The organism is Mycobacterium ostraviense (genome assembly GCF_002705925.1).
GTDB classification, from domain to species: domain Bacteria; phylum Actinomycetota; class Actinomycetes; order Mycobacteriales; family Mycobacteriaceae; genus Mycobacterium; species Mycobacterium ostraviense.
This window is the reverse complement of record NZ_NKRE01000001.1, coordinates 2,043,349-2,070,129: the sequence shown is the minus strand read 5'-3', so window position 1 is coordinate 2,070,129 and position 26,781 is coordinate 2,043,349. Positions and strand designations below refer to the sequence as shown.

The 26,781-nt window shown below is 66.2% G+C and carries 23 protein-coding genes, 3 tRNA genes and 7 pseudogenes; 18 read left to right on the top strand and 15 right to left on the bottom strand.

What is annotated here, in order from left to right; genetic code table 11:
• The first annotated feature begins 100 nt into the window (after nucleotides 1-100).
• Nucleotides 101-556, top strand: a complete 456-nt coding sequence (gene cynS, locus CDN38_RS09410) for a cyanase (RefSeq protein ID WP_075513343.1) — start codon at nucleotides 101-103, stop codon at nucleotides 554-556.
• Between the two features lie 14 nt (nucleotides 557-570).
• Here the strand turns inward: cynS and CDN38_RS29975 are convergent, their stop codons facing one another.
• The 5 genes and pseudogenes from CDN38_RS29975 to CDN38_RS09390 all read right to left on the bottom strand — a co-directional run bounded on the left by CDN38_RS29975 (nucleotide 571) and on the right by CDN38_RS09390 (nucleotide 5,514).
• A complete protein-coding gene (locus tag CDN38_RS29975) occupies nucleotides 571-1,050 on the bottom strand; it encodes a hypothetical protein (protein WP_201258313.1) in 480 nt (159 codons plus the stop codon).
• Between the two features lie 141 nt (nucleotides 1,051-1,191).
• Nucleotides 1,192-2,989: pseudogene (locus CDN38_RS09405) on the bottom strand (molybdopterin-dependent oxidoreductase); the annotation flags it as partial.
• A 69-nt stretch (nucleotides 2,990-3,058) separates the two neighbouring features.
• A complete protein-coding gene (locus CDN38_RS09400) occupies nucleotides 3,059-3,754 on the bottom strand; it encodes a crotonase/enoyl-CoA hydratase family protein (RefSeq protein WP_075513344.1) in 696 nt (231 codons plus the stop codon).
• Between the two features lie 79 nt (nucleotides 3,755-3,833).
• The gene (locus CDN38_RS09395; protein WP_075513355.1) at nucleotides 3,834-4,667 is read right to left on the bottom strand and encodes a DUF8453 domain-containing protein; all 834 of its coding nucleotides are present in this window, start codon (nucleotides 4,665-4,667) and stop codon (nucleotides 3,834-3,836) included.
• A gap of 130 nt (nucleotides 4,668-4,797) precedes the next feature.
• Nucleotides 4,798-5,514 carry an MBL fold metallo-hydrolase gene (locus CDN38_RS09390; RefSeq protein ID WP_075513345.1) on the bottom strand — a complete coding sequence of 239 codons (717 nt, stop codon included), beginning with the start codon at nucleotides 5,512-5,514 and terminating at the stop codon, nucleotides 4,798-4,800.
• A gap of 124 nt (nucleotides 5,515-5,638) precedes the next feature.
• Here CDN38_RS09390 and CDN38_RS09385 point away from each other — a divergent pair, with 124 nt between their 5' ends.
• The 12 genes from CDN38_RS09385 (at nucleotide 5,639) to rplA (ending at nucleotide 10,806) form a co-directional block, all read left to right on the top strand.
• Nucleotides 5,639-5,848 carry a type II toxin-antitoxin system VapB family antitoxin gene (locus tag CDN38_RS09385; RefSeq protein ID WP_075513346.1) on the top strand — a complete coding sequence of 70 codons (210 nt, stop codon included), beginning with the start codon at nucleotides 5,639-5,641 and terminating at the stop codon, nucleotides 5,846-5,848.
• Nucleotides 5,849-5,992: 144 nt separating this feature from the next.
• Nucleotides 5,993-6,065: transfer RNA gene (locus CDN38_RS09380), tRNA-Thr, on the top strand.
• Nucleotides 6,066-6,117: 52 nt separating this feature from the next.
• Nucleotides 6,118-6,191: transfer RNA gene (locus CDN38_RS09375), tRNA-Met, on the top strand.
• Nucleotides 6,192-6,238: 47 nt separating this feature from the next.
• Nucleotides 6,239-6,406, top strand: a complete 168-nt coding sequence (gene rpmG / locus CDN38_RS09370; RefSeq protein WP_003898538.1) for a 50S ribosomal protein L33 — start codon at nucleotides 6,239-6,241, stop codon at nucleotides 6,404-6,406.
• Between the two features lie 41 nt (nucleotides 6,407-6,447).
• A complete protein-coding gene (gene hadA, locus CDN38_RS09365; protein ID WP_075513347.1) occupies nucleotides 6,448-6,927 on the top strand; it encodes a (3R)-hydroxyacyl-ACP dehydratase subunit HadA in 480 nt (159 codons plus the stop codon).
• Nucleotides 6,914-7,342 (top strand): (3R)-hydroxyacyl-ACP dehydratase subunit HadB, encoded by a 429-nt coding sequence (gene hadB / locus CDN38_RS09360; RefSeq protein ID WP_075513348.1) that lies wholly within the window; start codon nucleotides 6,914-6,916, stop codon nucleotides 7,340-7,342. Before hadA ends, hadB begins: the two co-directional genes overlap by 14 nt.
• Before the next feature lie 2 nt (nucleotides 7,343-7,344).
• Entirely contained in the window at nucleotides 7,345-7,845 is a 501-nt protein-coding gene (hadC, locus tag CDN38_RS09355) for a (3R)-hydroxyacyl-ACP dehydratase subunit HadC (RefSeq protein WP_075513349.1), read from the top strand.
• A 209-nt stretch (nucleotides 7,846-8,054) separates the two neighbouring features.
• A tRNA-Trp gene (locus CDN38_RS09350) sits at nucleotides 8,055-8,127 on the top strand.
• 93 nt (nucleotides 8,128-8,220) lie between these two features.
• The gene (gene secE, locus CDN38_RS09345) at nucleotides 8,221-8,733 is read left to right on the top strand and encodes a preprotein translocase subunit SecE (protein WP_075513350.1); all 513 of its coding nucleotides are present in this window, start codon (nucleotides 8,221-8,223) and stop codon (nucleotides 8,731-8,733) included.
• A 31-nt stretch (nucleotides 8,734-8,764) separates the two neighbouring features.
• Nucleotides 8,765-9,481, top strand: a complete 717-nt coding sequence (gene nusG, locus CDN38_RS09340) for a transcription termination/antitermination protein NusG (RefSeq protein WP_075513351.1) — start codon at nucleotides 8,765-8,767, stop codon at nucleotides 9,479-9,481.
• Nucleotides 9,482-9,585: 104 nt separating this feature from the next.
• Nucleotides 9,586-10,017, top strand: coding sequence for a 50S ribosomal protein L11 (gene rplK, locus CDN38_RS09335; RefSeq protein WP_036398447.1), 432 nt, complete (start codon nucleotides 9,586-9,588; stop codon nucleotides 10,015-10,017).
• An 81-nt stretch (nucleotides 10,018-10,098) separates the two neighbouring features.
• Entirely contained in the window at nucleotides 10,099-10,806 is a 708-nt protein-coding gene (gene rplA / locus CDN38_RS09330) for a 50S ribosomal protein L1 (protein WP_075513352.1), read from the top strand.
• A gap of 74 nt (nucleotides 10,807-10,880) precedes the next feature.
• On the opposite strand, the pseudogene CDN38_RS09325 reads toward rplA, so the two are convergent.
• The 10 genes and pseudogenes from CDN38_RS09325 to CDN38_RS30610 all read right to left on the bottom strand — a co-directional run.
• Nucleotides 10,881-12,099 (bottom strand): annotated as a pseudogene (locus tag CDN38_RS09325) (RNA polymerase sigma factor).
• 10 nt (nucleotides 12,100-12,109) lie between these two features.
• Nucleotides 12,110-12,767 (bottom strand): annotated as a pseudogene (locus CDN38_RS09320) (YciI family protein).
• Nucleotides 12,768-12,854: 87 nt separating this feature from the next.
• The gene (gene mmaA4, locus CDN38_RS09315) at nucleotides 12,855-13,784 is read right to left on the bottom strand and encodes a hydroxymycolate synthase MmaA4 (protein ID WP_408633009.1); all 930 of its coding nucleotides are present in this window, start codon (nucleotides 13,782-13,784) and stop codon (nucleotides 12,855-12,857) included.
• A 117-nt stretch (nucleotides 13,785-13,901) separates the two neighbouring features.
• The gene (mmaA3, locus tag CDN38_RS09310; RefSeq protein WP_075513354.1) at nucleotides 13,902-14,783 is read right to left on the bottom strand and encodes a methoxy mycolic acid synthase MmaA3; all 882 of its coding nucleotides are present in this window, start codon (nucleotides 14,781-14,783) and stop codon (nucleotides 13,902-13,904) included.
• A gap of 137 nt (nucleotides 14,784-14,920) precedes the next feature.
• Nucleotides 14,921-15,569 (bottom strand): annotated as a pseudogene (locus tag CDN38_RS09305) (class I SAM-dependent methyltransferase).
• 157 nt (nucleotides 15,570-15,726) lie between these two features.
• The gene (gene mmaA1, locus CDN38_RS09300) at nucleotides 15,727-16,587 is read right to left on the bottom strand and encodes a mycolic acid methyltransferase MmaA1 (RefSeq protein ID WP_075511140.1); all 861 of its coding nucleotides are present in this window, start codon (nucleotides 16,585-16,587) and stop codon (nucleotides 15,727-15,729) included.
• 44 nt (nucleotides 16,588-16,631) lie between these two features.
• On the bottom strand, nucleotides 16,632-17,540 hold the full coding sequence (locus CDN38_RS09295) for an alpha/beta fold hydrolase (RefSeq protein WP_269821533.1): 909 nt from the start codon (nucleotides 17,538-17,540) through the stop codon (nucleotides 16,632-16,634).
• A gap of 15 nt (nucleotides 17,541-17,555) precedes the next feature.
• The gene (locus CDN38_RS09290) at nucleotides 17,556-18,905 is read right to left on the bottom strand and encodes an ABC1 kinase family protein (protein ID WP_075511138.1); all 1,350 of its coding nucleotides are present in this window, start codon (nucleotides 18,903-18,905) and stop codon (nucleotides 17,556-17,558) included.
• Between the two features lie 156 nt (nucleotides 18,906-19,061).
• Nucleotides 19,062-19,623: pseudogene (locus CDN38_RS09285) on the bottom strand (DinB family protein).
• 2 nt (nucleotides 19,624-19,625) lie between these two features.
• Nucleotides 19,626-19,769: pseudogene (locus CDN38_RS30610) on the bottom strand (DinB family protein); the annotation flags it as partial.
• A 4-nt stretch (nucleotides 19,770-19,773) separates the two neighbouring features.
• On the opposite strand from CDN38_RS30610, the pseudogene CDN38_RS30605 reads away from it, so the two are divergent.
• The 5 genes and pseudogenes from CDN38_RS30605 to rplJ all read left to right on the top strand — a co-directional run.
• Nucleotides 19,774-19,935 (top strand): annotated as a pseudogene (locus CDN38_RS30605) (transcriptional regulator); the annotation flags it as partial.
• Between the two features lie 130 nt (nucleotides 19,936-20,065).
• Complete coding sequence (locus CDN38_RS09275) at nucleotides 20,066-24,241, top strand: glycoside hydrolase family 38 N-terminal domain-containing protein (RefSeq protein WP_075511137.1); 4,176 nt, start codon at nucleotides 20,066-20,068, stop codon at nucleotides 24,239-24,241.
• Nucleotides 24,238-24,855, top strand: a complete 618-nt coding sequence (locus CDN38_RS09270; protein WP_099319360.1) for a DUF7158 domain-containing protein — start codon at nucleotides 24,238-24,240, stop codon at nucleotides 24,853-24,855. Before CDN38_RS09275 ends, CDN38_RS09270 begins: the two co-directional genes overlap by 4 nt.
• A complete protein-coding gene (locus CDN38_RS09265) occupies nucleotides 24,855-25,763 on the top strand; it encodes an ROK family protein (protein WP_075511136.1) in 909 nt (302 codons plus the stop codon). Before CDN38_RS09270 ends, CDN38_RS09265 begins: the two co-directional genes overlap by 1 nt.
• A gap of 406 nt (nucleotides 25,764-26,169) precedes the next feature.
• Nucleotides 26,170-26,754 carry a 50S ribosomal protein L10 gene (rplJ, locus tag CDN38_RS09260; protein ID WP_036410590.1) on the top strand — a complete coding sequence of 195 codons (585 nt, stop codon included), beginning with the start codon at nucleotides 26,170-26,172 and terminating at the stop codon, nucleotides 26,752-26,754.
• The last annotated feature ends 27 nt before the right edge of the window (nucleotides 26,755-26,781 follow it).

Genomic DNA, 26,781 nt, shown 5'->3' with positions numbered 1-26,781 from the left:
CACCATAGCGGCCGGCGCCACGGTGGTGAGCGACGCCCAATACATTCTGCCGGCAACCCCGCGGCGACCCGCGCCTGACGGTGGCGGGCATGCTGGGGTGATGAACAGAAACCAGATCACCGAACAGATCGTGCTGGCCCGCCTGGCGAAGGGGCTCACCTGGCAGCAGCTGGCCGACGCCATCGGCAGGCCGGTGGTGTGGACGACGGCGGCGCTCCTCGGACAGCACCCCATTCCCGCCGAACTCGGCAACGTCCTGGTGGAGATGCTGGGTCTCGACAGGTCGGTGGTGCCGGTGCTGGCCGCCCCGCCGATGCGCGGCGGCCTGCCCACCGCGGTGCCCACCGACCCCACCATCTACCGTTTCTACGAGGCACTGCAGGTCTACGGCGGCGCCATCAAGGAGCTGATCCACGAGAAGTTCGGCGACGGCATCATGAGTGCGATCAACTTCAGCGTCGACGTGCAGCGGCAGACACATTCCTCGGGGGACCGGGTAGTGGTGACCTTCGACGGGAAATTCCTTCCCTATCAATGGGTTTCGGCGCAGAACTGACGCGCCCGGCGGTTTCAGCTGGTGAGCACCGGCGGCGAGAGTTCTTTGAGCATCGCGTTGGCCCAGCGCATCTGGCGAAGTGTCTGCGGGTGGCAGCGCGACGTCAGCTCCAGCAGTTCGAGATCCTTCGCCACCTGCGCGGCATGGCCCAGCAGCTCCCAGTCCAGCGATGTGCCCGCGGCGATCCGGTGTATTCGGCGCAGGTCGGCGAGCAGCAACAGGGCCGGTTGTGGGCGGTGCCGCAGCATGCCGCTCATCCGGGTCTGCGCACAGCCGGTCAACGCGCCGGTATGCGGTTCGGCGGACAGCCGCAGCCCGTAGTGGCGGCCGTGCTTGGCCAGCTCTTCGAGGTGATGCTGCGACCAGCCGGCCTGGTCGCGCGCCAGGTGATAGATGTCCTGGTCGCTGCGGTGGCGTGCGGCCATCACGTTGAGTCGGTGGGCGAGTTTGCGCTCGGAGCGGTGCAATTCGCGAATGGCGAGCTTGAGCTTCACGACGCACCGCCGGTGACCAGGGCCTCGACTGCGCGGGCCGCCGCTCCGCCTACCGTATCGGGCACCGCGCCGTCGAATGGTGCCGAGGCCGCCGTGGTCGGCGCATATGCCGCACCACCGGTTCCGGCGCGCAGCCGCCGCAGCCTCGCAGTAGTCGGGATGCGCCCAGAATCCGGCGTCGGTGTACAGCCGTTCGGTACCGTCGGGATGCACTGCGTTACAAGGCCATTGGATGCCACTGCCGCTACGCAGCTTGTCGTAGCTCAGGCCGGTGTGGTCGCAGGGCCGCCCGGCACTGCACTTTTTCCACGCCTCGAACGCCGACTCGGGATCGGTCCACCACACCAGCGGCCGGCCGTCCTTGTCGCGAAAGTCCATACGCCGCGCGTAGTCGAGAAAGATCTCCAGGTCGCTGCGCGCGAACCCTGGTGGCTCAACTGCCTTTTCGGATAGGTGCACGGTGCGATCGGCGTTGGTGAACGTCCCCGTCTTCTCGCCCCACGCGGCGGCCGGCAATACCACGTCGGCCAGCTCGGCCGTCTCCGTCATGAAGATGTCTTCGACCACCAGGAATAATCGCTTCTGCGCCAAGATGTCCCGGATCCGCGACAGCTCCGGCAGCGACACCGCCGGATTGGTGGCGGTAACCCACAGCATCCGAAGCGTGCCCTCTTCGGCGAAGCGGAACATCTGCATCGCGTGCGTGGGCGGAGCATAGTGCGGGATCTGTTGCGGCTCAAGGTTCCACACTCGGGCCAAGTCGGCGATGTGGTCGTCGTTGGACCAGTTACGGAAGCCGGGTAGATCGCCGTCGGCGCCGCACTCGCGAGTGTTCTCGGCCGTCGGCTGCCCGTTCATCTGCAAGACGCCGCAGCCCGGCCTTCCGAGCATGCCGCGCACCAGGTGAATGTTGTTCACCTGGACGGCTGCCGCGGTGGCTTGATGGGACTGGTAAAAGCCCTGCAACACCGTGGACAGCACTCGCTCTGCCGTGCCGAGAAGCCTTGCCGCGCGGCGGATGTCGTCCGCGTCGACGCCGCAGATCTCGGCGGCGCGCGGTGGGGGGAACTCCGCCACCCGGCTGCGTAGCTCGTCGAAACCGACCGTGTGCGCGTCGATGTAGTCGCGGTCGACCCAGTCGTGCGCGATGATCTCGTGCAGCAATCCGTTCATCAGCGCCACATTCGTGCCCGGTAGCGGCGCCAGATGAACCGTGGCGTGCCGGGCCACCGGGGTGAGACGGGGATCGACACACACGATGGCGGGCGGCGCGTCGCCGGCCAGTCGGTCGAGCATCCGCGCCCACAGCACCGTCTGCGTCTCGGCCACGTTGTGCCCGAATAGCGCGATGACGTCGGCGTGCTCGACATCGGTATACGATCCGGGCTGGCCGTCGCAGCCGAATGTCTCCTTCAGCGCCTCGGCAGCCGTCGCCGTGCACAGCCGGGTGTTACCGTCGACGTGGTTGGTGCCGATAGCGCCGTGCGCGATGACGGCCTGGTGTAGTACTCCTCGAGGAACAGCTGTCCGGAGGTATAGAACCCGATCGCGCTGGGCCCCTGTTTGTCCAGCAGCTCCCGGCTGTGCTGCACGATCGTGTCCATGGCGGTGTCCCAGTCACACGGTCGCAATTGGCCGCCGCGGCGGATCAGCGGTGTGGTGAGGCGGTCCGGTGACGCGTTGGCCTGCCAGCCGAACAGGTCTTTGGGGTCGAGGCGCCCGCGGTTCCCCCGGTCGACGGCGCGGCCCCGGACGCCGACGATGCGCCCATCCTTGACGGCGATGTCCAGGCCTCACCGTTGGAGTGCAACACCGCAGTCGACTGCACCCACTGATCCACCGATTCCGGGTTCAGGCCGTCGGCCAGATATTGATCGATGCGCTGCGGCCAGTCTTGGCCGGGTCCGTAGGGGGTCTTGGTTCCCCAGGGCTGGGCGATCCGGTCCGGCGCAAGTTACCCGGCGGTGAGAATTCGAAACGCGGCGGTTGGTACCGGCTTTTGCCGCCGTTACACCCCGAATTCCGCTTCTATTCCGTCAATGGCGGCGCGCATCGCTTTCAGGGCGTCGGCGCGGGCGCGTAATTTGGTTGCGGCGTGGGCTTGTTGATTGAGACCGGCGAATTCACGCGCGGCTTCCTCGGCGCGGCTGAGCACCACTTCGGGCAACGCGATCTCGTCGATAAAGCCTGCCGCCAGCGCGGTTTCGCCGAAGAATGTCTTGGCCAGCCCGGCGGCTTGCTGGTAGGCCGACGGAGTCAGCCGTAGTTTCATGATTTCCAGGGCAGCGTAGGGAATGGTCATGCCGATCGCGACTTCATTGGCCTGAATGTTGTAGGCATGAGCGGCCACGCGGTGGTCGCCGGAGGTCAACAGGAAAGCGCCCATCGCGATCGCGTGACCGGTGCAGGCCATCACCACCGGCTTGGGATAGGACAGCAGCCGGTAGGCCAATTCGAAGCCGCCGCGCAACATATCGATCGCGGGCTGCACCTCGCCGGAGGTCAGGACCTTGAGGTCGAAGCCGCCGCTGAATACCCGATGATTCCCGGAGATGACCAGCGCGCCGACGTTGTCCCGGTCGGCTTGGTCAATCGCCTCGCTGAGCGCCTGCTGCATGGCGGGACCGATCACGTTGACCTTGCCGTCATCCATCCGGATCACCGCGATGGTTTCGTCGTGGGTATAGGTGATCGGGCCGCTCATTCGTTTACTCCTTCGGTAGGGACGTCGATTGAATCAGATCACCTTCGCCGCGCACCGCGTGCCCGGTCGCAGCGCGACCTCAGACCCGCTGACTGCGATGCTTGCCCAGCTCGCTTTCCGCGTCACCCCAGCGCAGGCTGACGTCGGTGGGCTCGTCGAGTTGGCGGGTGCGCCACCTGTCCTGGGTCTCCTGGACGGCGCGGTTGATCCGGTCGATCTCGCTGCGGAAAACCTCGGGCCGCGTTTCCTTGCTGGCGTAGTGAAAGTACGTCAGCACGCTGCGTAACAGCTCCAGCTTCTGCTTTTCCCGCTTCGCCAGGTCGTGGGTCGTCATCAGCTCGATCCGCTGAACCGGCGGCAGGGCATCCCAGTCCAGCACCACTTTTGTCTCCAGTGGACGCCGCCCCCGGCGCCAGAACCGCCAGCCGCGTGGCCGCTCGGGGCGGTCGTAGTAGATCACCGTCCCCTCGAACCGGGATTCGACGCCATGGCCGATCTCGGCGCGGTCGAGCGCCGAATCCCACACCATCCGCCATTCCTGACCGGGCGCCAGCGTCGGCAGTTCGCGGGGCAACTGTAATTCGACGACGTCGGCGTAACCGTCCGAGGCGTTCTCGTACTCGGCCACGGTCGGCGGATTGGGAAACGAGAACCGGATGTCATAGGCCGCGGTGCGACCGAAGTTTCGGACCACGAGTTCGATCACATGCCAGTCCGCGACGTGCGGCTCCATCAGCATCGACACATACGGTCGCGTCTGCTCGAACGTCAGTTCGCGGTTGCGGCGAATCTGATAGTTCATCACGACCAGTGCGATAACGCCGAGCGCCAGCGCCGCCCATGCAGCCACCGCGAACCAGGTGCCGGACTCGACATCGGTGACCCCATGCCAGCTGCTCTGGACCCACCCCATGGAATCCACCCTCCGCTTATACCACCACACCGATCCGCCGGCGAAATTGTGTAACGCACGATCCCAGATCCGGCCCCGCATCGCGGCGACGGGCACGCGGCGGGGATCCACCCGGATTTGGCGCCCGTGCTCAGCCGCCCATCAACATGCGCCACTGACCCAGATCGGCGGCGCGATAGACGAAGTTCGACCGCTTGATCTCCGAGAGTGGCGCACTGCGTTCGGCCGAATACCAGTGCCCGGGAAATACCGTCGGATCGCTGGGCAGCGCGGCGAGTTGTTGCAGGCTGCGGTAGATCTCGTCGGAATCCCCGCCGGGGAAGTCGGTGCGCCCGCAGCCCTCCAGGAACAGCGTGTCACCGGCGACCAGCCGGCCGTCGAGGAGGAAACATTGACTGCCCGGCGTGTGGCCCGGAGTGTGCAGCAACTCGATCTCGATGTCGCCGACGGCGACCTTGTCCCGGTGCTCATGGGTGGTCAGGTCGCTCATCGGAATCCCGGTCACCCGGGAAACCCACAATGCCTCATGGGTGTTCACGTGCACCGGTACGGTGGCCCGCTCCAGCAACTCGGCCAATCCCTTGAGCTCGAAACCCATCATCGAGCCGCCGACATGGTCCGGGTGATGATGCGTCACCAACACCCCCGACAGGTGCATGTCGTCAGCTTCCAGCCTGTTGACGAGGTCGCCGGCGGCGTAGGCGGGGTCGACCACCACGCAGTCGCCAGTCTGGCGGTCGCCGATCAGATACGCGAAGTTGCGCATTTGCGCGGCGATCATGTCGCCGACGGCAAAGTCGCGACCGGAGAGCAGTTGCCGGAAATACAGCCGGTCCGAATCTGACACGTCACCAGACTATGACTGATCCAAGATCGGTCCAATCCTGGCGGCCTTGACGCCACACTGGCCCGGATGCGAAATGCGGGCCTTCTGTGATTACCCGGGCGAAGCCGGTGGGTATTGTTGGCGCATGCGGAAGAAGGTCGAGATCGAGATCGACGACGATCTGGTCCAGGAAGCGATCCGTCGGTACGGCCTGGCTGATGCGCGCGAAGCGGTCCATCTCGCGTTGCGCACCCTTCTCGCCGAGGGCGGTAGCGGGGAGGCCGACGAGGAGGAATACGACGAGTTCAGCGATCTCAGTGTGCTCGATCCGCATCGGGGCAACCGCAGCGGCTGATCCGCACACCCGTCGTGCCCTCGTCGTCCAGCGTGTCCGGGCCCGCCGGTTGGCGCATCGCGCCGCGCACGTGGTTTGGTGACGCCGCGCCCCAGGCTGTACCCTCTTTTTGCCCGGGGCACGATTGGCCGTTGCGGGTGAGCGGCCCCCTTAGCTCAGTCGGTAGAGCGTTTCCATGGTAAGGAAAAGGTCAACGGTTCGATTCCGTTAGGGGGCTCGGCGGACGCCGAGCAGGAGGGCAGCCCTGAACCAAGGCGGGGCGGCCCAGAGGCGATGTAGCTCAGTCGGTTAGAGCGAACGACTCATAATCGTTAGGTCGCCGGTTCGAGTCCGGCCATCGCTACAACACAACACCGAGACGTTTGACACCAGATTCGAGAGAGAACCGTCATGGCTTCCAGTACCGACGTGCGGCCGAAGATCACTTTGGCGTGCGAGGTGTGCAAGCACCGCAACTACATCACCAAAAAGAATCGCCGCAACGACCCGGACCGCCTGGAGCTGAAGAAGTTCTGTCCGAACTGCGGCAAGCATCAAGCGCACCGCGAGACGCGGTGACCGCATACGGTAGCCAAACTGATTCGGTAGATTCGATAGCCGTGCCACTGACAACGGACATTGTCGGGATGCATTACCGCTACCCCGACCATTACGAGGTAGAGCGCGAGAAAATCCGCGAGCATGCGCAGGCCGTGCAAAACGACGACGCCTTCTTCTTTGAGGAGAAGGCCTCCGCAGAACTCGGCTACGACGGCCTGTTGGCGCCGTTGACGTTCATCTGTGTGTTCGGCTACAAGGCGCAATCGGCGTTTTTCAAGCACGCGAACATCGCCGTCCAGGATGCGCAGGTCGTCCAGGTCGACCAGGTGCTGAAGTTCGCCAAGCCGATCGTTGCCGGTGACAAGCTCTACTGCGACGTGTTCGTGGATTCGATGCGTGAGGCGCACGGCACCCAGATCATCGTCACCAAGAACATCATCACCAATGAAGACGGTGACATCGTGCAGGAGACCTTCACGACTCTGGCGGGTCGTGCGGGCGAGGATGGGGAAGTGGGATTTTCAGATGGCGCTGCGTGAGTTCAATTCGGTCAAGGTCGGCGACCAGCTTCCGGAGCGGACCTATCCGCTGACCCGCCAGGATCTGGTGAACTACGCCGGCGTGTCGGGCGACTTGAACCCGATTCACTGGGACGACGACATCGCCAAGGTCGTCGGGCTGGACACCGCGATTGCCCACGGCATGCTGACGATGGGCATCGGCGGTGGCTACGTCACGTCGTGGGTCGGAGACCCGGGTGCGATCACCGAGTACAACGTGCGGTTCACCGCGGTGGTACCGGTGCCCAACGACGGCAAGGGCGCCGAGCTCGTGTTCAGTGGCCGGGTGAAGTCGGTGGATCCCGACAGCAAGTCGGTCACCATCGCGCTCACTGCCACCACCGGCGGCAAGAAAATCTTCGGGCGGGCGATCGCGTCGGCGAAATTGGCGTAACTATGGCCTTGAAGACCGATATCCGCGGGATGATCTGGCGCTACCCCGACCACTTCATCGTGGGCCGCGAGCAACTCCGCCAGTTTGCCCAAGCCATCAAGTGCGACCACCCGGCCTATTTCGAAGAGGACGCGGCCGCCGAATTGGGCTACGACGCGATCGTCGCGCCCATGACCTTCGTGACAATCCTGGCCAAGCTGGTGCAGCTCGATTTCTTCCGAAACGTCGACATCGGCATGGAGACCATGCAGATCGTCCAGGTCGACCAGCGGTTCGTGTACTACAAACCCGTGCTCGCCGGGGACAAGCTGTGGGCCCGGATGGAGATCCACTCCGTGGACGAGCGTTTCGGCGCCGACATCGTCGTCACAAAGAACACCTGCCACAACGACGATGGCGAGCTGGTACTGGAGGCCTACACCACCCTGATGGGTCAGCAGGGCGACGGCTCCGCCAAACTCAAATGGGACAAGGAATCCGGGCAGGTCATCAGGATTGCGTAATTAGTATCTGGCACCGGCGCCTGGGTAGACTCTAGTACACTCGGACCCCGGGGTTTCCCAACATCAGCGCACTTTTCCGTGAGTCGGTCGAGCGAAGCCGGCGACGGGAGCGAGACGAACGAATTGTCTCACTTCGGTTCGTGACCACCGACCGGGTGCGCGCGTGTCACGTCAACCCCGGCACGAGTAGGTTGGCCTGCCAACCGCGAAGGGGCGTAGCTCAACTGGCAGAGCAGCGGTCTCCAAAACCGCAGGTTGCAGGTTCAAGTCCTGTCGCCCCTGCTGAAGGCAAAGACATGCCATGCTGGACACTGGGAGGATCCCCAGTCTTAGCGGGACGGCTGGCGGGATAGTTAGCGAACAAAGGAGCACGCGGTGAGCGACAAGCGCGACGCCGCCGACGGCGCCGCAAGCGACGGCGGCGCAACCGAGGATGGCAGCGACAGCGGTGGGCGCACGGCCGTGGTGACGAAGTCCGTGGTGCGGCCGCAACGACCGACCGGCAAGCGGTCTCGGCAGCGTGCGGTAGCGGCCGACGAGGACGCCGAGGACACGGAGTCATCGACCGCGACCGAGGTCTCGAAGAAGGGCTCCAAGAAAGACACGAAGTCGGCTGAGAAGTCGGCTAAGACATCGGCTAAGAAGTCGGTGAAGGCCAAGAAAACCACGAAGGCCGGCAGACCGGCCGCACGCTCGGCCAACCCGTTCATCTTCGTCTACAACTACATGAAGCAGGTTGTGGCCGAGATGCGGAAAGTGATCTGGCCAAACCGCAGACAGATGATCACCTACACGTCGGTGGTGCTGGTATTCCTTGCCTTCATGGTGGCGCTGGTGGGCGGCGCCGATCTCGGCCTGGGCAGGCTCGTGATGCTGGTGTTCGGCTGAGACTTGGCAGTGACAGAGAGGACTGAAAACCGTGACTACCTTCGACGGTGACACGTCCGCGGGTGAGGCGGTGGACCTGCAAGAGGCCACTACCGCCCAGGAAGTAGCAGCCCCCGCTGAAGAGGTCGACCCGGCCGCTGCGCTCAAGGCGGAACTGCGCAGCAAGCCCGGCGACTGGTACGTCATCCACTCCTACGCGGGGTACGAGAACAAGGTCAAAGCCAACCTGGAAACCCGGGTGCAGAACCTTGACGTCGGTGACTACATCTTCCAGGTGGAGGTGCCCACCGAAGAGGTCACCGAGATCAAGAACGGCCAACGCAAGCAGGTCAACCGCAAGGTGCTGCCCGGCTACATCCTGGTGCGCATGGACCTGACCGACGACTCCTGGGCAGCCGTGCGCAACACGCCCGGGGTCACCGGGTTCGTCGGGGCAACCTCGCGCCCATCGGCGCTCTCCCTCGACGACGTGGTGAAGTTCCTGCTGCCCCGGGTAGCGGCGAAGAAGGCGGCGAAGGGGGCGGCCAGCACCGCCGCCATCGCCGAAGCGGGCGGGCTGGAACGTCCGGTTGTCGAGGTCGACTACGAGGTGGGCGAATCGGTCACCGTCATGGACGGGCCGTTCGCCACATTGCCGGCCACCATCAGCGAGGTCAATGCCGAACAGCAGAAGCTCAAGGTGCTGGTCTCGATCTTCGGCCGCGAGACACCGGTGGAGCTTACCTTCAGCCAGGTCTCCAAGATCTAGCCGGCCTGCCGCAGGCGGGGTCCCGCCCCCGCCGGCCGGAGCGGGCGGACAGTCAAGCACAGCGCATCAACCAGGTTTAACCAGGAAGGAACAAGCGAGTCGCCATGCCCCCGAAGAAGAAGAAGGTCGCCGGGCTGATCAAGCTGCAAATCGTGGCGGGTCAGGCCAACCCGGCGCCGCCGGTTGGCCCTGCGCTCGGTCAGCACGGCGTCAACATCATGGAGTTCTGCAAGGCGTACAACGCCGCAACGGAAAACCAGCGCGGCCAGGTCATCCCGGTGGAGATCACGGTCTACGAGGACCGCAGCTTCACTTTCGCGCTGAAGACGCCGCCCGCGGCCAAGCTGCTGCTCAAGGCCGCAGGTGTGGCCAAGGGTTCGGCGGAGCCGCATAAGAACAAGGTCGCCAAGGTCACCTGGGATCAGGTCCGCGAGATCGCCGAGACCAAGAAGACCGACCTCAACGCCAACGACATCGACGCCGCGGCCAAGATCATCGCCGGCACCGCCCGGTCGATGGGCATCACCGTCGAATAGGTCGGCATAGAGCCGACTTGTGGGAGGGCTCGCTTCGGCCCGTTTGGAAACCACGACCCAACACCAGATTGGATATCGGATATGAGCAAGACCAGCAAGGCATACCGCGCCGCCGCCGAAAAGGTGGATCGCAGCAAGCTCTATACGCCGCTGGAGGCGGCCAAGCTCGCCAAGGAGACGTCGTCGACCAAGCAGGACGCGACCGTCGAGGTGGCGATCCGGCTCGGGGTTGACCCGCGCAAGGCCGATCAGATGGTCCGCGGCACCGTCAACCTGCCCCACGGCACCGGCAAGACCGCGCGTGTCGCGGTGTTCGCGGTAGGGGAAAAGGCCGATGCTGCCGTCGCCGCGGGAGCCGACGTTGTCGGCAGTGACGACCTGATCGAGAAGATCCAGGGCGGGTTCTTGGACTTCGACGCCGCGATCGCGACTCCCGACCAGATGGCCAAGGTCGGTCGCATCGCCCGGGTGCTGGGCCCTCGCGGCCTGATGCCCAACCCCAAGACCGGCACCGTCACCCCCGACGTCGCCAAGGCCGTCGCCGACATCAAGGGCGGCAAAATCAACTTCCGGGTGGACAAGCAAGCCAACCTGCACTTCATCATCGGCAAGGCGTCGTTCGACGAGAAGCGGCTGGCCGAGAACTACGGCGTCGCACTCGACGAGGTGCTGCGGCTCAAGCCGTCGGCATCGAAGGGCCGCTATCTGAAGAAGATCACCGTGTCGACGACGACCGGCCCCGGCATTCCGGTCGACCCGTCCATCACCCGCAACTTCGCCGAGGCCTAATTTCCCCCGGCGAGCAGACGCGGAATCGCACAACAATCGCCGAAGCGATGCGATTCTGTGTCTGCTCGGCGGTGTTAGCCGCCGCACTCGGCGATGCGGCGCCGCAGGAATGCCCGGCCCGGCTCGGAACCGTTGCCGTCCAACGCCTTCGGTACCAGACCAGGGCTTCGGATCGGCGTCCGGCGCGGCGCAGCAGATCGGCACGCACCGAAGCGACCAGGTTGGAACGGGCCAGTCGCGGGTGGTGAGCCACCTTTTCCAGTGCCGCCAAACCGGCGCCGGGGCCGTCGCGGAAACCAACCGCCAGTGCTCGGTTGGCCAGCACCACCGGCGAGTCGGTCAGCTTCAATAGCCGGTCATAGCCCGCACAGATCGCGGTCCAGTCGGTCTGCTTCCACGAAGGTGCCGTCGCATGCAATGCCGCGATGACCGCCTGCGGCAGGTACGGTCCGGTCGCTCCCCGGGCCTGCCGGAGCCGGTCCAGGCCGCGGGCGATGCGGCCGCGGTCCCAGCGGTGACGGTCTTGTTCCTCCCAGCGGCACCAGCGCCCCGGAGGCGTCCACCCGCGTCGCTCGCCGCGAATCATGCAGCAGCACAAGGGCCGCCAGCGCAGGTGCGTCCAGTTCGTTCAGCATCAGCGCACACAGCTCTCCGGCCAACCGGGTTCCCTCGTCGCACAGTTCGTCACGAATCGCCGACGGACCTGCCGTGGACCAGTAGCCCTCGGTGAACACCGAGTAGATGCAGTCGAGCACATGCGGAGTCCGCTCGGCCAGCACCTCGGCCGGCAGCACTCGCAGCGGGATATTGGCACGGCGAACCTTGTTCTTGGCGCGGGTGATTCGCTGACCGACCGCAGTCTCGGTCTGCAGCGGCGCGCGGGACGATCTCCGCAACGGTCAGCCCGGACACCAGCCGAAGTGTGAGCGCTAGCTGCGACTGCCGGTCCAATGCCGGGTGGGCGCAGGTGAACATCATCCGTAGTTCGTCGTCGCGAACCGGATGTGGGTCGCTGCCATCGGTACGCGCCCGAATCTCGTCTATCACGGCCGCCATTTCCTTTCCAGGGCGCGCAGATTCGCGGCGAAGGCGGTCCCGGACGCGGTTGCGGGCGACCGTTACCAGCCACCCCCCGAGCCGTTCCGGCGGTCCGTCACGGCAACAGGTGCGAAGCGCTTCCGCGCAGGCCTCCTGGACGGCGTCTTCGGCAATGGTCAGGTCGCCGGACCAGCGGGTGATCGCGGCGACGGCCGGACCCCATTCGCGACGGAAGACGCTGGCCAGGTTGACCATCGGCAGATCGTTACAGTCCGGATATACCGGCCTGCTGACGTAGGTGCACGGGCGGAGGCAGGGTCATCGACGGGAGCTTGACGGCCTCGTCCCAGTCGGCTGCGCTGAGCACATAGAAGCCGTTGGCCACCTCGGTGCCTCGGCGTAGGGCCCGTCGGTGATGAGGACCTCGCCGCCACGCACCCGCACGGTGGTCGCGGTGGATGGTTCATGCAGGGCGGCTCCGCCGGTGATGTGATCGCCTGCTGCGGCCATGAATTCGTGGTGCGGTGCGGCCAACGCCTGCCATTCGGGGCTGTCCGGCGCGACCGCGGCTGCCTTCCCGCCGGGTCGGTTGGAAGCTGCCGAACATCGGCCAGACCTCCACCGCGCCGTGCTTGGCGGCGGGGATGTCGCGCGCGAAAGCCAGTGCCCATCCAGGTTTTCGGCTTCGAACAGGTAGTAGCCGCCGGCCACCTCCGCGGTCTCGGCGAACGGGCCGTCGGTGACGATCGGCGCGTCGGGCCCGCCGGTGATGCGCACGGCGGTCGCCGCCGGCAGCAGCGCGTCACCGCCGCGGATCGCCGAAGCCACCTGGTGTGAAAGGCCTCGTAGGCCGCCATCTCGCTGGCCCGCTCGTCGGGCGTGCGGTCGCGCTCCTGGCTGATCAATAGGGCGAAGTACTGCATGTCGTCACCTGCGGTAGTGAGCGAAACCCGGTGCGTCACTTTCTACCTGTTAGACGAACGGCGCAGCCCTAATCCGACACCAACTAGCTAGGCGGCGGCCGCGCCCGGCTTGAGGTAGGTGACCAGGCTGCAGTCCAGCATCTCGTCGGTGAAGTAGTGCTCGCAGCCACGCAGGTACTTCATGTACCGGTTGTAGACCTCTTCGGAGGTGACCTCGATGGCCTTGTCCCGATTCGACTCCAGCGTGTCGCCCCAGATCCGCAACGTCTTGATGTAGTGCGGGCGCAGCGAAAGGGGTTCGGGGACGATGAAACCGGCCTTCTCGCCGTGTTCGACCATCATCTCGGTCGACGGCAGCCGACCGCCGGGAAAGATCTCGGTGATGATGAACTTGATGAAGCGCGCCGTCTCGAAGCTCAGCTTCTTGCCGCGGGCGGCCATCTCGAACGGGTGATAGCCGACGCTGCTCTGGACGGTCATCCGGCCGTCCTCGGGCATGATGTCGAAACACCGTTTGAAGAAGTCGTCGTAGTTCTCGTGTCCGAAGTGCTCGAAGGCCTCGATGGAGACGATCCGGTCGACGGGCTCGGTGAAGTCCTCCCAGCCTTGCAGCCGCACCTGACGCGAGCGGTTGCTGTCAACGAAGGCCAGCACCTGCTCACAGCGGGCATGCTGGTTCTTGGACAGGGTCAGGCCGATCACGTTGACGTCGAAGCGCTCGACGGCCCGCCTCATCGTGGTACCCCAACCGCAGCCGATGTCGAGCAGCGTCATGCCCGGCTTGAGATCCAACTTGTCCAGGTTGAGGTCGATCTTGGCGTACTGAGCTTCTTCGAGTGTCATGTCGTCGCGCTCGAAGTAGGCGCAGCTGTAGGTCCGGGTCGGGTCTTGAAACAGGGCGAAGAAGTCATCGGAGACGTCGTAGTGCGCCTGGATATCTTCCGAGCGCGTCCGGGTCTTCGTCTGTGTCGGCGTATTTTCAGCCATTGTCGTCCTGTTCTCCTGGATAGTGATCATTGCCCGAACGCACGCGAAGCCTCGATTTGATTTGTGCAACCACCCGACGAATCCCCGAGGCGTTACTACCTATCGACGCGAGCGTGTGCACCCATGGCCCGTCTGTGGCACCAGAGTCTACTTGGCGAGTGTGAACTGGTTGCAGTCGATGTAGCCCATCCGGAATGCCTTGGCGCAGCCGGTCAGGTACTTCATGTAGCGCTCGTAGACCTCCTCGGACTGGATGGCGATCGCCTCGTCCTTCCGCGCCTCCAGTGCCTCGGCCCAAAAGTCCAGAGTCTTGGCGAAGTCCAGCTGCAGCGACTGGCGGCGGGCCACCGTGAAACCGACGTTCTGCGCGTGCTCTTCGACGGTCTCGATCATCGGCAGCCGGCCGCCCGGGAAGATGTCGGTCACGATGAACCTGATGAACTTGGCCATCTCCATGGTCAACGGTATGCCGCGTTCCATGACCTGCTTGACATGCAATCCAGTGATCGAGTGCAACAGCATCACGCCATCGGCGGGCAGGGCTTGGTAGGCGAACTTGAAGAAGTCGTCATAGCGGTGGAAGCCGAAGTGCTCCAACGCTTCGATGACGACAATGCGGTCCACCGGTTCGGTGAACTCGGACCAGTCGCGCAGCAGCACCCGGCGCGAGCGGCTGCTGTCGACCTCGTCGAGCAGCTGCTGGCAGTAGGCGTGCTGGTTTTTGGAAAGCGTCAGCCCCACGACGTTGACGTCGTACTTCTCGACCGCGCGCTTGAGCACCGAGCCCCAGCCGCAACCGATGTCGAGCAGCGTCATCCCGGGCTGCAGTCCCAGCTTGTCCAGCGTCAGGTCGATCTTGGCGAGCTGGGCTTCGTGCAGGGTCATGTCGTCGCGTTCGAAGTACGCGCAGCTGTAGGTGCGGGTGGGGTCGACGAACAGGGCGAAAAACTCGTTGGATAAGTCGTAATGAGCTTGGACGTCGTCCAAGTTGGACCGGGTGCTCACCGCACTTGTTGTCTTACCAGCCATATGTCCTCCAAGAACAGACGAACACCCTCACGCGGTGATCATCCACGGCACCCTACACCGGGTAGGGCGCATCCATCGCATTGAAAGTCGCTGCGAGGCCGGTTTTTCCCGACTGGGATCTGCGATGGTCGCAGTCACTACTTCTCCAGGGTGAACTGGTTGACGTCGATATAGCCGATGCGGAACGCCTTGGCGCAACCGGTCAGGTACTTCATGTAGCGCTCGTAGACCTCGTCGGACTGGATCGCGATGGCCTCGTCCTGGTGCGCCTCCAGCGCCTGCGCCCATAGGTCCAGGGTCCGTGCATAGTGGGGCTGCAGCGACTGGCGCCGAGTCAGGGTGAAGCCGGCCTTGCCCGCGTGCTCCTCGACTTTCTCGATCGAGGGCAACCGGCCACCGGGGAAGATCTCGGTCACGATGAACTTGATGAAGCGCGCCATCTCGAAGGTCATCGGCATGCCGCGCTCGACGATCTGCGGTCCGGTCAGTCCGGTGATGGTGTGCAGCAGCATCACGCCGTCGGCGGGCAGAACCCGGTACGCCATGGCGAAGAAGTCGTCGTAGCGGTCGTGGCCGAAGTGCTCGAAGGCGCCGATGGACACGATCCGGCTTGCCCAGCGCCAGGTCGATCTTGGCGATCTGGGCCTCTTCCAGGGTCATGTCGTCGCGCTCGAAGTAGGCGCAGCTGTAGGTCTGGGTCGGGTCCAAGAACAGCCGGAAGAAGTCGTCGGACAAGTCGTAGTGCGCCTGCACGTCGTCGAAATGCGGCGTCAGTTGTTCAGCCATGACCTTATGAATGCCTTTCCGGGCCAGGACCGGCCCTACGGTGCTCACCTAAGATGCACCGAAAAACGCTCCCCCAAGTGCTCGGGGAATGTTATCCGATTTGGCGCCGCAGCACTAAATCACGACCGAGTCTGCCCAGGCCAGGGCCGGTATGGGGCTATTTCGCCAGGGTGAACTGGGCGACGTTGATCAACCGGCGACGGAACCGCTCGGCGCATCCGGTCAGGTAGTGCATGAAGTTGTCATAGACCGCTTCGGACTGGATCTCGATGGCACGTTCGCGGTTGGCGCCCAAGTTGGCGGCCCACATGTCCAGGGTCCGGGCATAATGCTGTTGCATCAATTGGATCTGCTCGACGGAGAAACCCGCGGCCTGCGCGTTGTCGACGATGTCGGGTTCGGAAGGCAGTTCGCCGCCCGGGAAGATCGATTCGCGCAGGAACTTGAGAAACCGCAGGTCGCTCATGGTGAGCGCGATGCCCTGTTCGTGCAGCCACCTGCGGTCATAGGTGAACAGGCTGTGCAGCAACATCCGCCCGTCGCCGGGCATGATCTCGTATGCGCGTTCGAAGAACGCGCCGTACCGCTCCTTGTGAAAGGCGTCGAACGCTTCGAACGAAACGATCCGGTCCACCTTCTCGTCGAACTCTTCCCAGCCCTGCAACCGTGCCTCGGCCCGTCGCTGGGTGGGAATGGCGGCGAGCCGGTCTCGGCTGCGCTGACAGTGGTTCTTGCTCAGCGTCAGGCCGATGACGTTGACGTCGTACTTCTCGACGGCCCGGACCAGCGCGCCGCCCCAGCCGCACCCGACGTCCAGCAGCGTCATCCCCGGTTCGAGCTTCAGCTTGTCCAACGCCAGGTCGAGCTTGGCCAGCTGGGCCTCTTGGAGGGTCATGTCGTCGCGCTCGAAGTAGGCGCAGGTGTAGACCCACGTCGGATCAAGGAAAAGCCCGAAAAAGTCGTCCGAAATGTCGTACGCCGCTTGCGAGTCCTCGTAATACGGTGTCAGCTCGGCCACTTGAGATAACCTCCTTGTGCAACCCTACAATCCTCGTTCAAGACTCAGCCGGCCCTGGCGAAGTTGCTCATCAGCACACTGACCACCCCGTCCCATAACGGCTCGGGCAGATCGTGGCCCATCCTGTCGAACAACACCAGTCGAGCGTCATCGATCGCGCGGGCGACCGCGCGGCCATTGGAAGGCCGCACCATTATGTCCTTTCGGCCGTGGATCACCACGGTCGGCGCCGCGATGCGCCGGTTGTAGTGGAGCAGGCTGCCACTGCCCAGGACCGCGTTGAACTGTCGGCGCACCCCCAACGGGTCGAAGCTGCGATCGTAGTTCTCGGCCGCGTCGGCCCGGACGCGTTCCTCGGGCAGGCGATACCCGGGACTGCCCGTGATCCTGGTGACCCGCACGACGTTGTCGACTACCACCTCGCGCGGCGAACCCGGCGGTGGGCCGCTGAGCATGGCCCGCAAGGCGCGTAGTGCCGGCGGCCGCAGGCACGCTCGGTTGTTGCTGGAGAAGATGATCGCCAGGGCCTTGGTCCGCTCCGGGAACCGTGCCGCGAAGACCTGGGCGATCATCCCGCCCATCGATGCGCCAACGATGTGGGCGTGCTCGATATCCAAGTGGTCCAGCAGCGCGGCCGCGTCGTCCGTCATATCCTCCAGCGTGTATGCGGCCTGGCTGCGCAGGCCGAACCAGAAGCGCAGCAGCCGCGCGGGCATCGACTGGGCGGGGTCGGCGTGCTCGGTCCTGCTGGACAGGCCGACGTCGCGGTTGTCGTAACGGATGACGCGCAGACCCTGGGCGACGAGCTTTTCGCAGAAGGCGGTCCGCCACAGCAGCAGTTGGGCACCCAGACCCATGATCAACAGCACGGGTGGGTCGTCGGGATCACCCATGTCCTCGTAGTACAGCTTCACCTGCCCCGCGACCGCGGTGCCGCTGCGAACCTCCACCAGACCTCCGCTAGACCTCTACTGGACTTCGACGTCGGACTGATGCTCGCGGCTGACCTCGACCATGAAGTTGGCGAAGTACCCGGTGAGCTGCGGGTCCGACATCATCTGCCACTTCGGTGCCAGCAGCTTCATGTAGCGCTCGACGTACAAGAACTGCTTGCCGATCAGCACCAGCTCGCGGGGCAGCTTGACGTCGTAGGCGTCGGCCAGCGCCGACAGCTGCCGGCCGATATCGGCATACGACATCTCGCCCAGCGATTGCATGGTAAGCGGGGTGGTGAACTTCTCCAGGTCTTTGGCGGCCTGGGCCTCGGGCTTCATGGTCCCGACGGCGCCCATCAACACGACTATCTTGCCGGCGGCGGCATGGTCCTTCTTGACCAGCAGGGCATAGACCAGCTCGCGCAGCAGCCAGCGGGTACGGGGATCGATGCGGCCCATGATCCCGAAGTCGAAGAACACGATGCGGCCCTGGTCATCGACGTACAGGTTGCCCGCGTGCAGGTCGCCGTGGAACAGGCCATGCCGCAGCCCGCCCTCGAACACGCTGAACAGCAGCGCCTTGACGAGTTCGGTGCCGTCGAATCCGGCCTTGCGGATGGCGGCGACGTTGTCGATGCGGATGCCCTGCACCTTCTCCATGGTCAGCACCCGCTCGCTGGTGAAGTCCCAGTGTACGTGCGGCACCCGGATGTTGCGGCCCAGCGGGGAGGCGTGCAGGTGCGAGACCCACGCCTCCATCGATTGCGCTTCCAGCCGGAAGTCCAACTCCTCGGCCAGGTTGTCGGAGAAGTCGGCGACCACGTCTTGGGCCGAGAGCCGGCGGCCCAGCTTGGCCAGTTCGACGGCCTGTGCGAAACGCTTCAAGATCTGCAGGTCGGCGGCCACCCGGCGGCGAATGCCCGGTCGCTGGATCTTGACCACCACGTCCTCGCCGGTCTTCAGGGTCGCGTAGTGCACCTGGGCGATCGACGCGGAGGCGAACGGCTCTTCTTCGAACGTGGCGAACAGCTTGGCCGGCTCGTCGCCGAGCTCCTCGACGAAAAGCCGGTGCACCTCGTCGGTGTCGGCCGGCGGCACCTGGTCCAGCAGGGTGCGGAATTCACGCGACAACGACTCGCCGAACGCCCCTGGGCTGGAGGCGATGATTTGCCCGAACTTCACATACGTGGGGCCCAGATCGGCAAAGGTCTGCGGGATTTCCTTGATGATCTTCTGCTGCCACGGACCCTTGCCCGGCAGCCTGGTGAGCACCCGAGCAGCGGTGCGGGTGACCTGCCAACCAGTGGTGGCGACCCGGGCCGCTTCGACCGGCAACGGCACCCGGTCGAGCTTGGCCACGTCGCGGTGTTTGGTGGAACTCATCTGTGCAGTGTGCCAAATTGGTGGAGCCGACTCACAATTTGCGTGCGCCGCCTCACCCGCGGCAATAGCGGCCAACGAATGGGCTATGCCTTCGCCGAACGTGTATGTACTGCGAAAATCGGCGCGGATTTTCGCACTGAGTACACGTTCGGCGGTCTATTTGGGTTGCCAGGGTTTCAGCCACGGCTGCGGCTGCCACTTCTCCAGGCCGGCGATCAATTCGTACATGGTGGCCCCGTCGATGCTTTCCCGGACGATGTCGGCGTGCCCGGCATGGCGGGCCAGTTCGTTGATCACGTGCAGGATGACCCAGCGCACCGACCAGGCTTTGACGTCCTTGGGAAACCAGGGGGCGTCCCGCGGGACCGGCACCGCGGCGTCGAGATCAGTGGTGTCGACCAGCCGCAGCGATTCCGCGTTCTGCGCGGCAAATGCCTCGAGTGAACCCGCAAGAGTTTCCTCGGGCCGCATCACAAATTCGTTGGCGTGTTCGGCGGTGCGTTGCTCTAACGGCCGCGGATCCTCCTGCAGGGCGTCCGGCGCGGCGGCCACCCTTGCCATCCATACCCTTTGCATACCGGTGACGTGTTTGATAAGACCGCCCCGCCTGGTTGTCGGTCAGGCCGTAAGACACTGCGAAATAGGCGCTCTGGTGATAGGCCAGGAACTCGCGCAGGGCGCTGCGCTCATCGGTGACCGGAGCGGCAAGGGCCGACATTGTCAATCCTTTCGGTCGTGCAACTGGTTGTGCAGGTAAAGGTCTCGCAGACATGCGATCTCAGCGCCGTGATGGATCGCCTCACGGTTGATGTGCAGGATCAATTCACTCAATGTGTACCGGGCGTAGTGTCCTTCCGCCGGACCGTCGGTGACCGGCCGCAGCGTGCGGCGCGACGTCGAGCGTCGGCGCGAGCTTGGTTATCCGGTGGCAGCGAGCAAGGGCTTCAGCGGCGGCTACCGGCTCGGCGCAGGCGCGGCGTTGCCGCCGCTGCTGCTCGATCCGGATGAGGCGACGCACGCGAGTTCCTGCGGCACGCGATCAGCGCCGCGCCCTCGTGGGTGCCGAGTTCGAGGTGCTGGAGCCGGCGGAGGTGCAGGCGGCGGCGGGTGCGGTGGGCGAACGTCTTCGTCGTGCGGGTAAGGCACCGTAAGGTGCGGTCATGCAACTGGTTTCGGCGGCATCGACCGAGCGGTTCGTAGGCCCGCCCGGCCAGCCGCTGCAACTGGTACGCGTCATCGTCGCCGGATGCGCCGAACCGACACCGCTGCGCGTCGACGGTGACGGCCTGCGCGGGGAGACGGTCGTGGCTTCCGGCGAAGAGATGGTCGAGATCGCGGTCTCGGTGGACCGGCCGGTGGTGGGGTCGCGGCTGCCCGCGCGGGTGCGCGCCCCTAGAGCGGGTCTGGCTTTCGAATTCACGGTGGCCGAGCCGGGCTGGACCATGTACATGGTCAGCCACTTCCACTATGACCCCGTGTGGTGGAACACCCAGGCCGGCTACACCAGCCAGTGGCGTGAAGACCCGCCGGGGCGGGCCCGACAGGCCAATGGCTTCGAACTCGTGCGCGCCCATCTGGAGCTGGCGCGTCGCGATCCCGACTACAAGTTCGTGCTCGCCGAAGTCGACTACCTCAAGCCGTACTGGGACACCCACCCCGAGGACCGTGCCGATCTGCGCCGGTTCCTGGCCGAGGGACGTGTCGAGGTGATGGGCGGCACCTACAACGAGCCCAACACCAATCTCACCGGTCCGGAGACGACGATTCGAAACTTGGTGCACGGCAGTGGTTTTCAACGTCACGTGCTGGGTGCTGATCCGGCCACCGCCTGGCAGCTCGACGTGTTCGGCCACGACCCGCAATTCCCCGGCATTGCCGCCGACGCGGGACTGACGTCGAGTTCGTGGGCTCGTGGGCCACACCATCAATGGGGCCCCACCCAAGGCGGCCCGGTTGACCGGATGCAGTTTTCCAGCGAGTTCGAGTGGATCTCGCCGTCGGGCCGCGGATTGCTCACCCACTACATGCCGGCACACTATTCGGCGGGCTGGTGGATGGACTCGTCGACCTCGCTGGCCGAGGCGGAGGAAGCCACGTATGCGCTTTTCGACCAGCTCAAAAGGGTTGCGCTGACCCGGAACGTCCTGCTGCCGGTCGGAACCGACTACACCCCGCCGAACAAGTGGGTGACCGAGATCCACCGCGACTGGGCCGCGCGCTACACCTGGCCGCGGTTCGTGTGCGGGCTGCCGCGGGAGTTCTTCGCGGCGGTGCGCACCGAACTCGCCGAGCGTGGTGCCGTGCCGTCGCCGCAGACCCGCGACATGAACCCGATCTACACCGGCAAGGACGTCTCGTACATCGACACCAAGCAAGCCAATCGGGCCGCCGAGAACGCGGTGTTGGACGCCGAACGATTCGCCGTGTTCGCCGCGGTGTTGACCGGCGCCCGGTATCCGCAGGCGGCGTTGGCCAAGGCCTGGGTGCAGTTGGCCTACGGCGCGCACCACGACGCGATCACCGGGTCGGAATCCGACCAGGTTTACCTCGATCTGCTGACCGGCTGGCGTGACGCGTGGGAACTGGGCCGCACCGCCCGCGACAACGCGCTGGCGTCAATTTCCGGCCTGGTCGATGCTACCGAGGGCGCCGTCGTCGTGTGGAACCCGCTGACCCACCGGCGCACCGACATCGTCACGGTGCGGCTCGAAGCGCCGCAGGTCGCCGGGGTGCGGGTCTATGACTGCGAGGGCGCCGAGGTTCCCGCACTCGTCGAGCACGACGGGCGGACGATCACCTGGCTGGCGCCGGACATGCCGTCGCTGGGCTGGCGGTGTTACCGACTGGACGCGGCCGACGGCCCGGCCGGCTGGCAACCGGCATCCGGTGACGCGATCGCCAACGAGCACTACCGCTTGACCGTCGACCCCGCGCGCGGCGGAGCGGTGTCTTCGCTGATGCAGGACGGTCGTCAGCTCATCGCCGACGGCCAGGTGGGCAACGAGCTTGCCGTCTACGAGGAATACCCCGCGCACCCGACGCAGGGTGAGGGTCCGTGGCACCTGCTGCCCAAGGGGCCGGTGGTCTGCTCGTCGGAATCGCCGGCGCAGGTGCGGGCCTACCGGTGCCCGCTGGGCCAGCGGCTGGTGGTGCGCGGCCGGATCGGTACGGTCTTGCGCTACACGCAAACCCTGACCCTGTGGAACGGCGTGCCCCGCATCGACTGCCGCACCACGGTCGACGGGTTCACCGGCGAAGACCGCTTGCTGCGGCTGCGCTGGCCGTGCCCGGTTCGGGGCGGCATGCCGGTCAGCGAGGTGGGCGATGCCGTCGTCGGACGCGGTTTCGCGCTGCTGCACCGCGCCGGTGAATCGAAGCACCGCTCGGTCGACACCGCCGAGCACCCGTGGACGCTGGACGACCCGGCCTACGGCTGGTTCGGCCTGTCGTCGGCGGCGCGGGTCCGCGCCGGCAGCGACGCCGTCCGGGCGGTTTCGGTCGCCGAGGTGGTCTCGCCCGACGAGACAATGTCGGGCCCCATGGCGCGCGAGCTGATGGTCGCGCTGGTTCGCGCCGGCGTCACGGCCACCTGCAGCGGCGCCAACAAGCCGCGCTACGGCAACCTCGACGTGGACTCCAACCTGCCGGATACCCGGATCACGCTCGGCGGGCCGGACCGCAACGTATTCGCCAAGGCGGTGTTGGCCGAGGCCGACCCCGCATACACCGCCGAACTCCAACGGCAGCTGGCCGAGACTGGCCGGGCCAGGGTGTGGGTGCCCGCCGCGGCGCCGTTGCCGGCGGTCTGGGTGCCCGGCGCGGACCTGCGCGCGCCGGGCGCGCTGCCGGTGCTGGTTATCGACGGCCGTGACGACGCCAACCTCGCCGCGGCGATCACCTCGGTGATCGCCGACCTCGGCGACGCCGAGATCGAAGTCAGTCAACAGGCACCGGCTGCGATGCAACCCTTCGAGGCCCGCACGGTGGCGCTGCTCAACCGTGGGGTGCCCAGCTTCGCCGTCGACACAGAGGGCACCTTGCATACCGCGCTGATGCGCTCCTGCACCGGCTGGCCGTCCGGTGTCTGGATCGACGAACCGCGGCGCACCGCGCCCGACGGCTCTAACTTCCAACTGCAGCATTGGACACACGATTTCGACTACGCCCTGGTCTGCGCTGACGGCGACTGGCGTCGCGCCGGGCTCCCGGCCCGCAGCGCGCAGTTCTCCCATCCCCTCATCGCGGTGACCCCGCGAAAATCGGCGCCAAGGCTGCCGGAGGTCGGCTCGCTGCTGCAGGTCGAACCCGCCGATGCGGTTCACCTGGGCGCGCTCAAAGCGGCGGGCAACCCGTTGACGGCCGGCAGCGCCCGGCCGGTCGATCCCGCGGTGGTGGCGCTTCGGCTGGTGGAGACCACCGGGGCCGCTACCCGCGTCCGGATCGGCTCCGACGTCGGTAAGGTAGCCGGATTCCAGTTGGCCGACCTGCTGGAATCCCCGCGGCAGCGCAAGCGATCAATCGACCTGCACGGCTACCAGGTCGCGACCGTGGTGGCCCGGCTCGACATCAGCGGGACGCCCGGCGACGCCGAGCTCGCGCCGCAAGCCGAAACGGCGCAGCCGCTGTATGCCCGTTACTGGCTGCACAACCGCGGCCCGGCTCCGCTGGGCGGACTGCCGGCCGTCGCCCACCTACATCCCCGGCTGGTCAATACCGAGGCGGGAGAACAGGTGGTGTTGAATGTCACCGCCGCCAGCGACTGCAGCGACTCCGCGTTGAGCGGCACGGTGGATGTGGTGTGCCCCGGCGGCTGGTCGGTGGCGCCGGCCCGGCTGCCGTTCACCTTGGGTGCCGGTGAATACCTGGAAGCCGATGTCGTTGTGATGATCCCGGCCGACACGCCGCCGGGGCTGTATCCGGTCCGGGCCCAGCTGGCCGTCACCGACCGGGAGGCGCCGGCCGCGTGGCGGCAGGTGGTCGAGGACGTGTGCGTCCTCGCGGTCGGGACACCTCAGCAGGAGCTGGCCTACCTCCTCGACGGGCCGGCAGACATCGACGTGGCCGCCGGGGACTCGGCCCGCCTCACCGTCACCCTCGGCAGCCGTGCCGGAGCCGAGGTGGCAGTCGAGGCCCACCTGATCAGCCCCTGGGGCACCTGGGAGTGGCTCGGTCCGGCCGTACGAGCTGCTGTCTTGCCCGCCGGCGGCACGGTGGAGCTTGCATTCGACGTAACCCCGCCGCCGTGGCTGGAACCCGGCCAGTGGTGGGCGCTGGTGCGGGTCGGCTGCGCCGGTGGGCTGGTGTACTCGCCGGCGGTGAAGGTGACGGTGACATGAGCTTGGACCTGGTTGCGACCGTCGCCGGAGTTCCCGTCCCCGTCGGCGAGGTCGACGCGCGGGAAGCATGGTTACGCAACGGTCCGCGCGCGGCCGCCCTGCCGCCAAGCGGCACCAGCGAGGGACGCCAGCTGCGGCGCTGGCTGACCCAACTGATCGTCACCGAGCGCCTGATCGCCGCCGAGGCGGCGGCGCGCGGACTGACCGCGGCAGCCGCTCCGACCGAAGCCGAACTGCTGCCGGATGTGGCGGCGCGATTGGAGATCGGCAGCGTCGCTGCGGCGGTGCTGGCCGATCCGCTCGCGCGGGCGCTGTTCGCCGATGTCACCGCCGCGGTCGTGGTCACCGACGACCAGGTGGCCGACTACCATCTGCGCAACCCGCTGCGGTTCGCCGCGCCGCGTCCCGGTGGGCACGGCTGGCGGGTCCCCGCGATAGCCGGTCCGCCGCTGCGGGAGGTGCGGCCGGCGATCACCGCGCATTTGCTGGGCGCCGCCGGGCGGCGCGCCTTTCGAACCTGGCTGGACGCGCGCCGCGCCGCGTTGGTGCGGTTGGCCCCGGGGTATGAGCATCCCGCCGACCCGCGACAGCCCGACAACACCCACCGTCACTGATGCATACGCTCTGCCTTGACATTGGCGGCACCAAGATCGCCGTAGGCCTGGCCGACCCGGGCGGCTCGCTGGTGCACACCGCCGAACGTCCGACCCCGGCTGCTGAAGGAGCCGAACGGATCTGGGACGTGGTCGCCGCGATAATCGCCGATGCGTTACTGGTCGCCGGCGGCACCGTTGGTGGCGTGGGCATCGCCTCAGCCGGTCCGATTGACCGGCATAGTGGTACCGTCAGCCCGATCAACATCCCGTCGTGGCGGGGGTTTCCGCTGCGCGACCGGGTTTCGGCGGTGGTACCCGGCGTGCCGGTGGAGCTGGGCGGCGACGGCGTGTGTATGGCGTTGGGCGAGCACCGGCTCGGCGCGGGCCGAGGCGCCCGATTCCTGCTGGGGATGGTGGTGTCCACCGGTGTCGGCGGCGGGCTGGTGCTCAACGGTGCTCCCTATCCCGGCCGCACGGGAAACGCCGGTCACGTCGGTCACGTCGTGGTCGACCAGGACGGCGCGCGGTGTGCGTGCGGTGGCCGCGGCTGCGTGGAGACCATCGCGTCCGGCCCGTCGATGGTGCGTTGGGCCCGCGACAACGGCTGGTCCGCACCGCGCGGCGCCGGAGCCAAGGAGCTCGCCGAGGCAGCGGTGGCCGGAAATGCGTTGGCGCTGACCGCTTTCCGCAGGGGCGCCACCGCGCTGGCGGCGATGATCGCGTCCGTCGGGGCGGTGTGCGATCTGGACCTCGTGGTCATCGGCGGGGGAGTGGCCAAATCGGGGCGACTGCTGTTCGACCCGCTGCGCGCGGCGCTGGCCGACTATGCCCGGCTCGATTTCCTGGCCGGGCTGCGAGTAGTGCCGGCCCAGCTCGGCGGTGCGGCCGGGCTGGTCGGCGCGGCTCGACTGGTGGGGCCCGGCTAGCTAGCCCCGGCGCCGCGACGGACCAGGGTCGGCCGTTGCCCGCCAACCTGCTCGGAAACGTCGGCGTGTCGCCGCCCGGCATGCTCAGCCGGAGCCGCGGGAGCACACTCGATGCCGCCCGTGCGCCGGGCCCACGCAGTTTTGGCTGATTGAACCGGTACCGCTATTGTTGTTGCCGATCCACCGAAGACCGTCGGTCACCGAGCAATCGGTTGAAGGTCCGGGAACAACCCGGCGGCCCACGCAGGAGGACGAGGCATCAGCGTCGGCGCGAGCGTCGGTGCATCAGTTACGCCCCGTGCCGCTTCCTGCGCCGGGGCGTTCGTGGTTCCTAGACGTTCTTCGACTTTCTTCGACGTTTCGAGGTGGCCGCAGACGCCACGTCGCACACTTGTAGGAGGTATGCATGGCCAGGGCTGACAAGGCCACCGCCGTTGCAGACATCGCCGAGCGCTTCAAGGCCTCGACCGCGACCGTCATCACCGAATACCGCGGCTTGACGGTGGCCAACCTGGCCCAGCTGCGCCGATCGCTGGGCGAGTCGGCCAGCTACGCCGTGGCCAAGAACACCCTCATCAAGCGAGCGGCCTCCGAGGCCGGTATCGAAGGTCTCGACGAGCTGTTCGCGGGCCCGACGGCGATCGCGTTCGTCACCGGTGAACCGGTCGACGCGGCCAAGGCCCTCAAGACCTTCGCCCGGGAACACAAGGCGCTGGTCATCAAGGGCGGCTACATGGACGGCCACCCGTTGACCGTCGCCGAGGTGGAGCGGATCGCCGACCTGGAGTCCCGCGAGGTGCTGCTGGCCAAACTCGCCGGCGCGATGAAGGGCAACCTCGCCAAGGCCGCCGGGCTGTTCAACGCGCCCGCGTCGCAGGTTGCCCGACTGGCAGCGGCGCTCCAGGAAAAGAGGGCTGCGGCAGAACCTGCCGCAGACGCGCCGGCTTCCGCCCCTGAAACCCCGGCTCCAGAACCGGCATCAGCCGAATAACCCCACTACCCGAAACCAGGAAGGACC

What these genes read in the sequence shown, in the direction of transcription:
- cynS (WP_075513343.1), top strand. Translation starts at nt 101, where the DNA reads ATGAACAGAAACCAGATCACCGAACAGATCGTGCTGGCCCGCCTGGCG.
- CDN38_RS09400 (WP_075513344.1), bottom strand. Translation starts at nt 3,754, where the DNA reads ATGAGCGGCCCGATCACCTATACCCACGACGAAACCATCGCGGTGATC.
- CDN38_RS09395 (WP_075513355.1), bottom strand. Translation starts at nt 4,667, where the DNA reads ATGGGGTGGGTCCAGAGCAGCTGGCATGGGGTCACCGATGTCGAGTCC.
- CDN38_RS09385 (WP_075513346.1), top strand. Translation starts at nt 5,639, where the DNA reads ATGCGGAAGAAGGTCGAGATCGAGATCGACGACGATCTGGTCCAGGAA.
- rpmG (WP_003898538.1), top strand. Translation starts at nt 6,239, where the DNA reads ATGGCTTCCAGTACCGACGTGCGGCCGAAGATCACTTTGGCGTGCGAG.
- hadB (WP_075513348.1), top strand. Translation starts at nt 6,914, where the DNA reads ATGGCGCTGCGTGAGTTCAATTCGGTCAAGGTCGGCGACCAGCTTCCG.
- hadC (WP_075513349.1), top strand. Translation starts at nt 7,345, where the DNA reads ATGGCCTTGAAGACCGATATCCGCGGGATGATCTGGCGCTACCCCGAC.
- rplK (WP_036398447.1), top strand. Translation starts at nt 9,586, where the DNA reads ATGCCCCCGAAGAAGAAGAAGGTCGCCGGGCTGATCAAGCTGCAAATC.
- rplA (WP_075513352.1), top strand. Translation starts at nt 10,099, where the DNA reads ATGAGCAAGACCAGCAAGGCATACCGCGCCGCCGCCGAAAAGGTGGAT.
- mmaA4 (WP_408633009.1), bottom strand. Translation starts at nt 13,784, where the DNA reads ATGATCACTATCCAGGAGAACAGGACGACAATGGCTGAAAATACGCCG.
- mmaA3 (WP_075513354.1), bottom strand. Translation starts at nt 14,783, where the DNA reads ATGGCTGGTAAGACAACAAGTGCGGTGAGCACCCGGTCCAACTTGGAC.
- CDN38_RS09290 (WP_075511138.1), bottom strand. Translation starts at nt 18,905, where the DNA reads ATGAGTTCCACCAAACACCGCGACGTGGCCAAGCTCGACCGGGTGCCG.
- CDN38_RS09275 (WP_075511137.1), top strand. Translation starts at nt 20,066, where the DNA reads ATGCAACTGGTTTCGGCGGCATCGACCGAGCGGTTCGTAGGCCCGCCC.
- CDN38_RS09270 (WP_099319360.1), top strand. Translation starts at nt 24,238, where the DNA reads ATGAGCTTGGACCTGGTTGCGACCGTCGCCGGAGTTCCCGTCCCCGTC.
- CDN38_RS09265 (WP_075511136.1), top strand. Translation starts at nt 24,855, where the DNA reads ATGCATACGCTCTGCCTTGACATTGGCGGCACCAAGATCGCCGTAGGC.
- rplJ (WP_036410590.1), top strand. Translation starts at nt 26,170, where the DNA reads ATGGCCAGGGCTGACAAGGCCACCGCCGTTGCAGACATCGCCGAGCGC.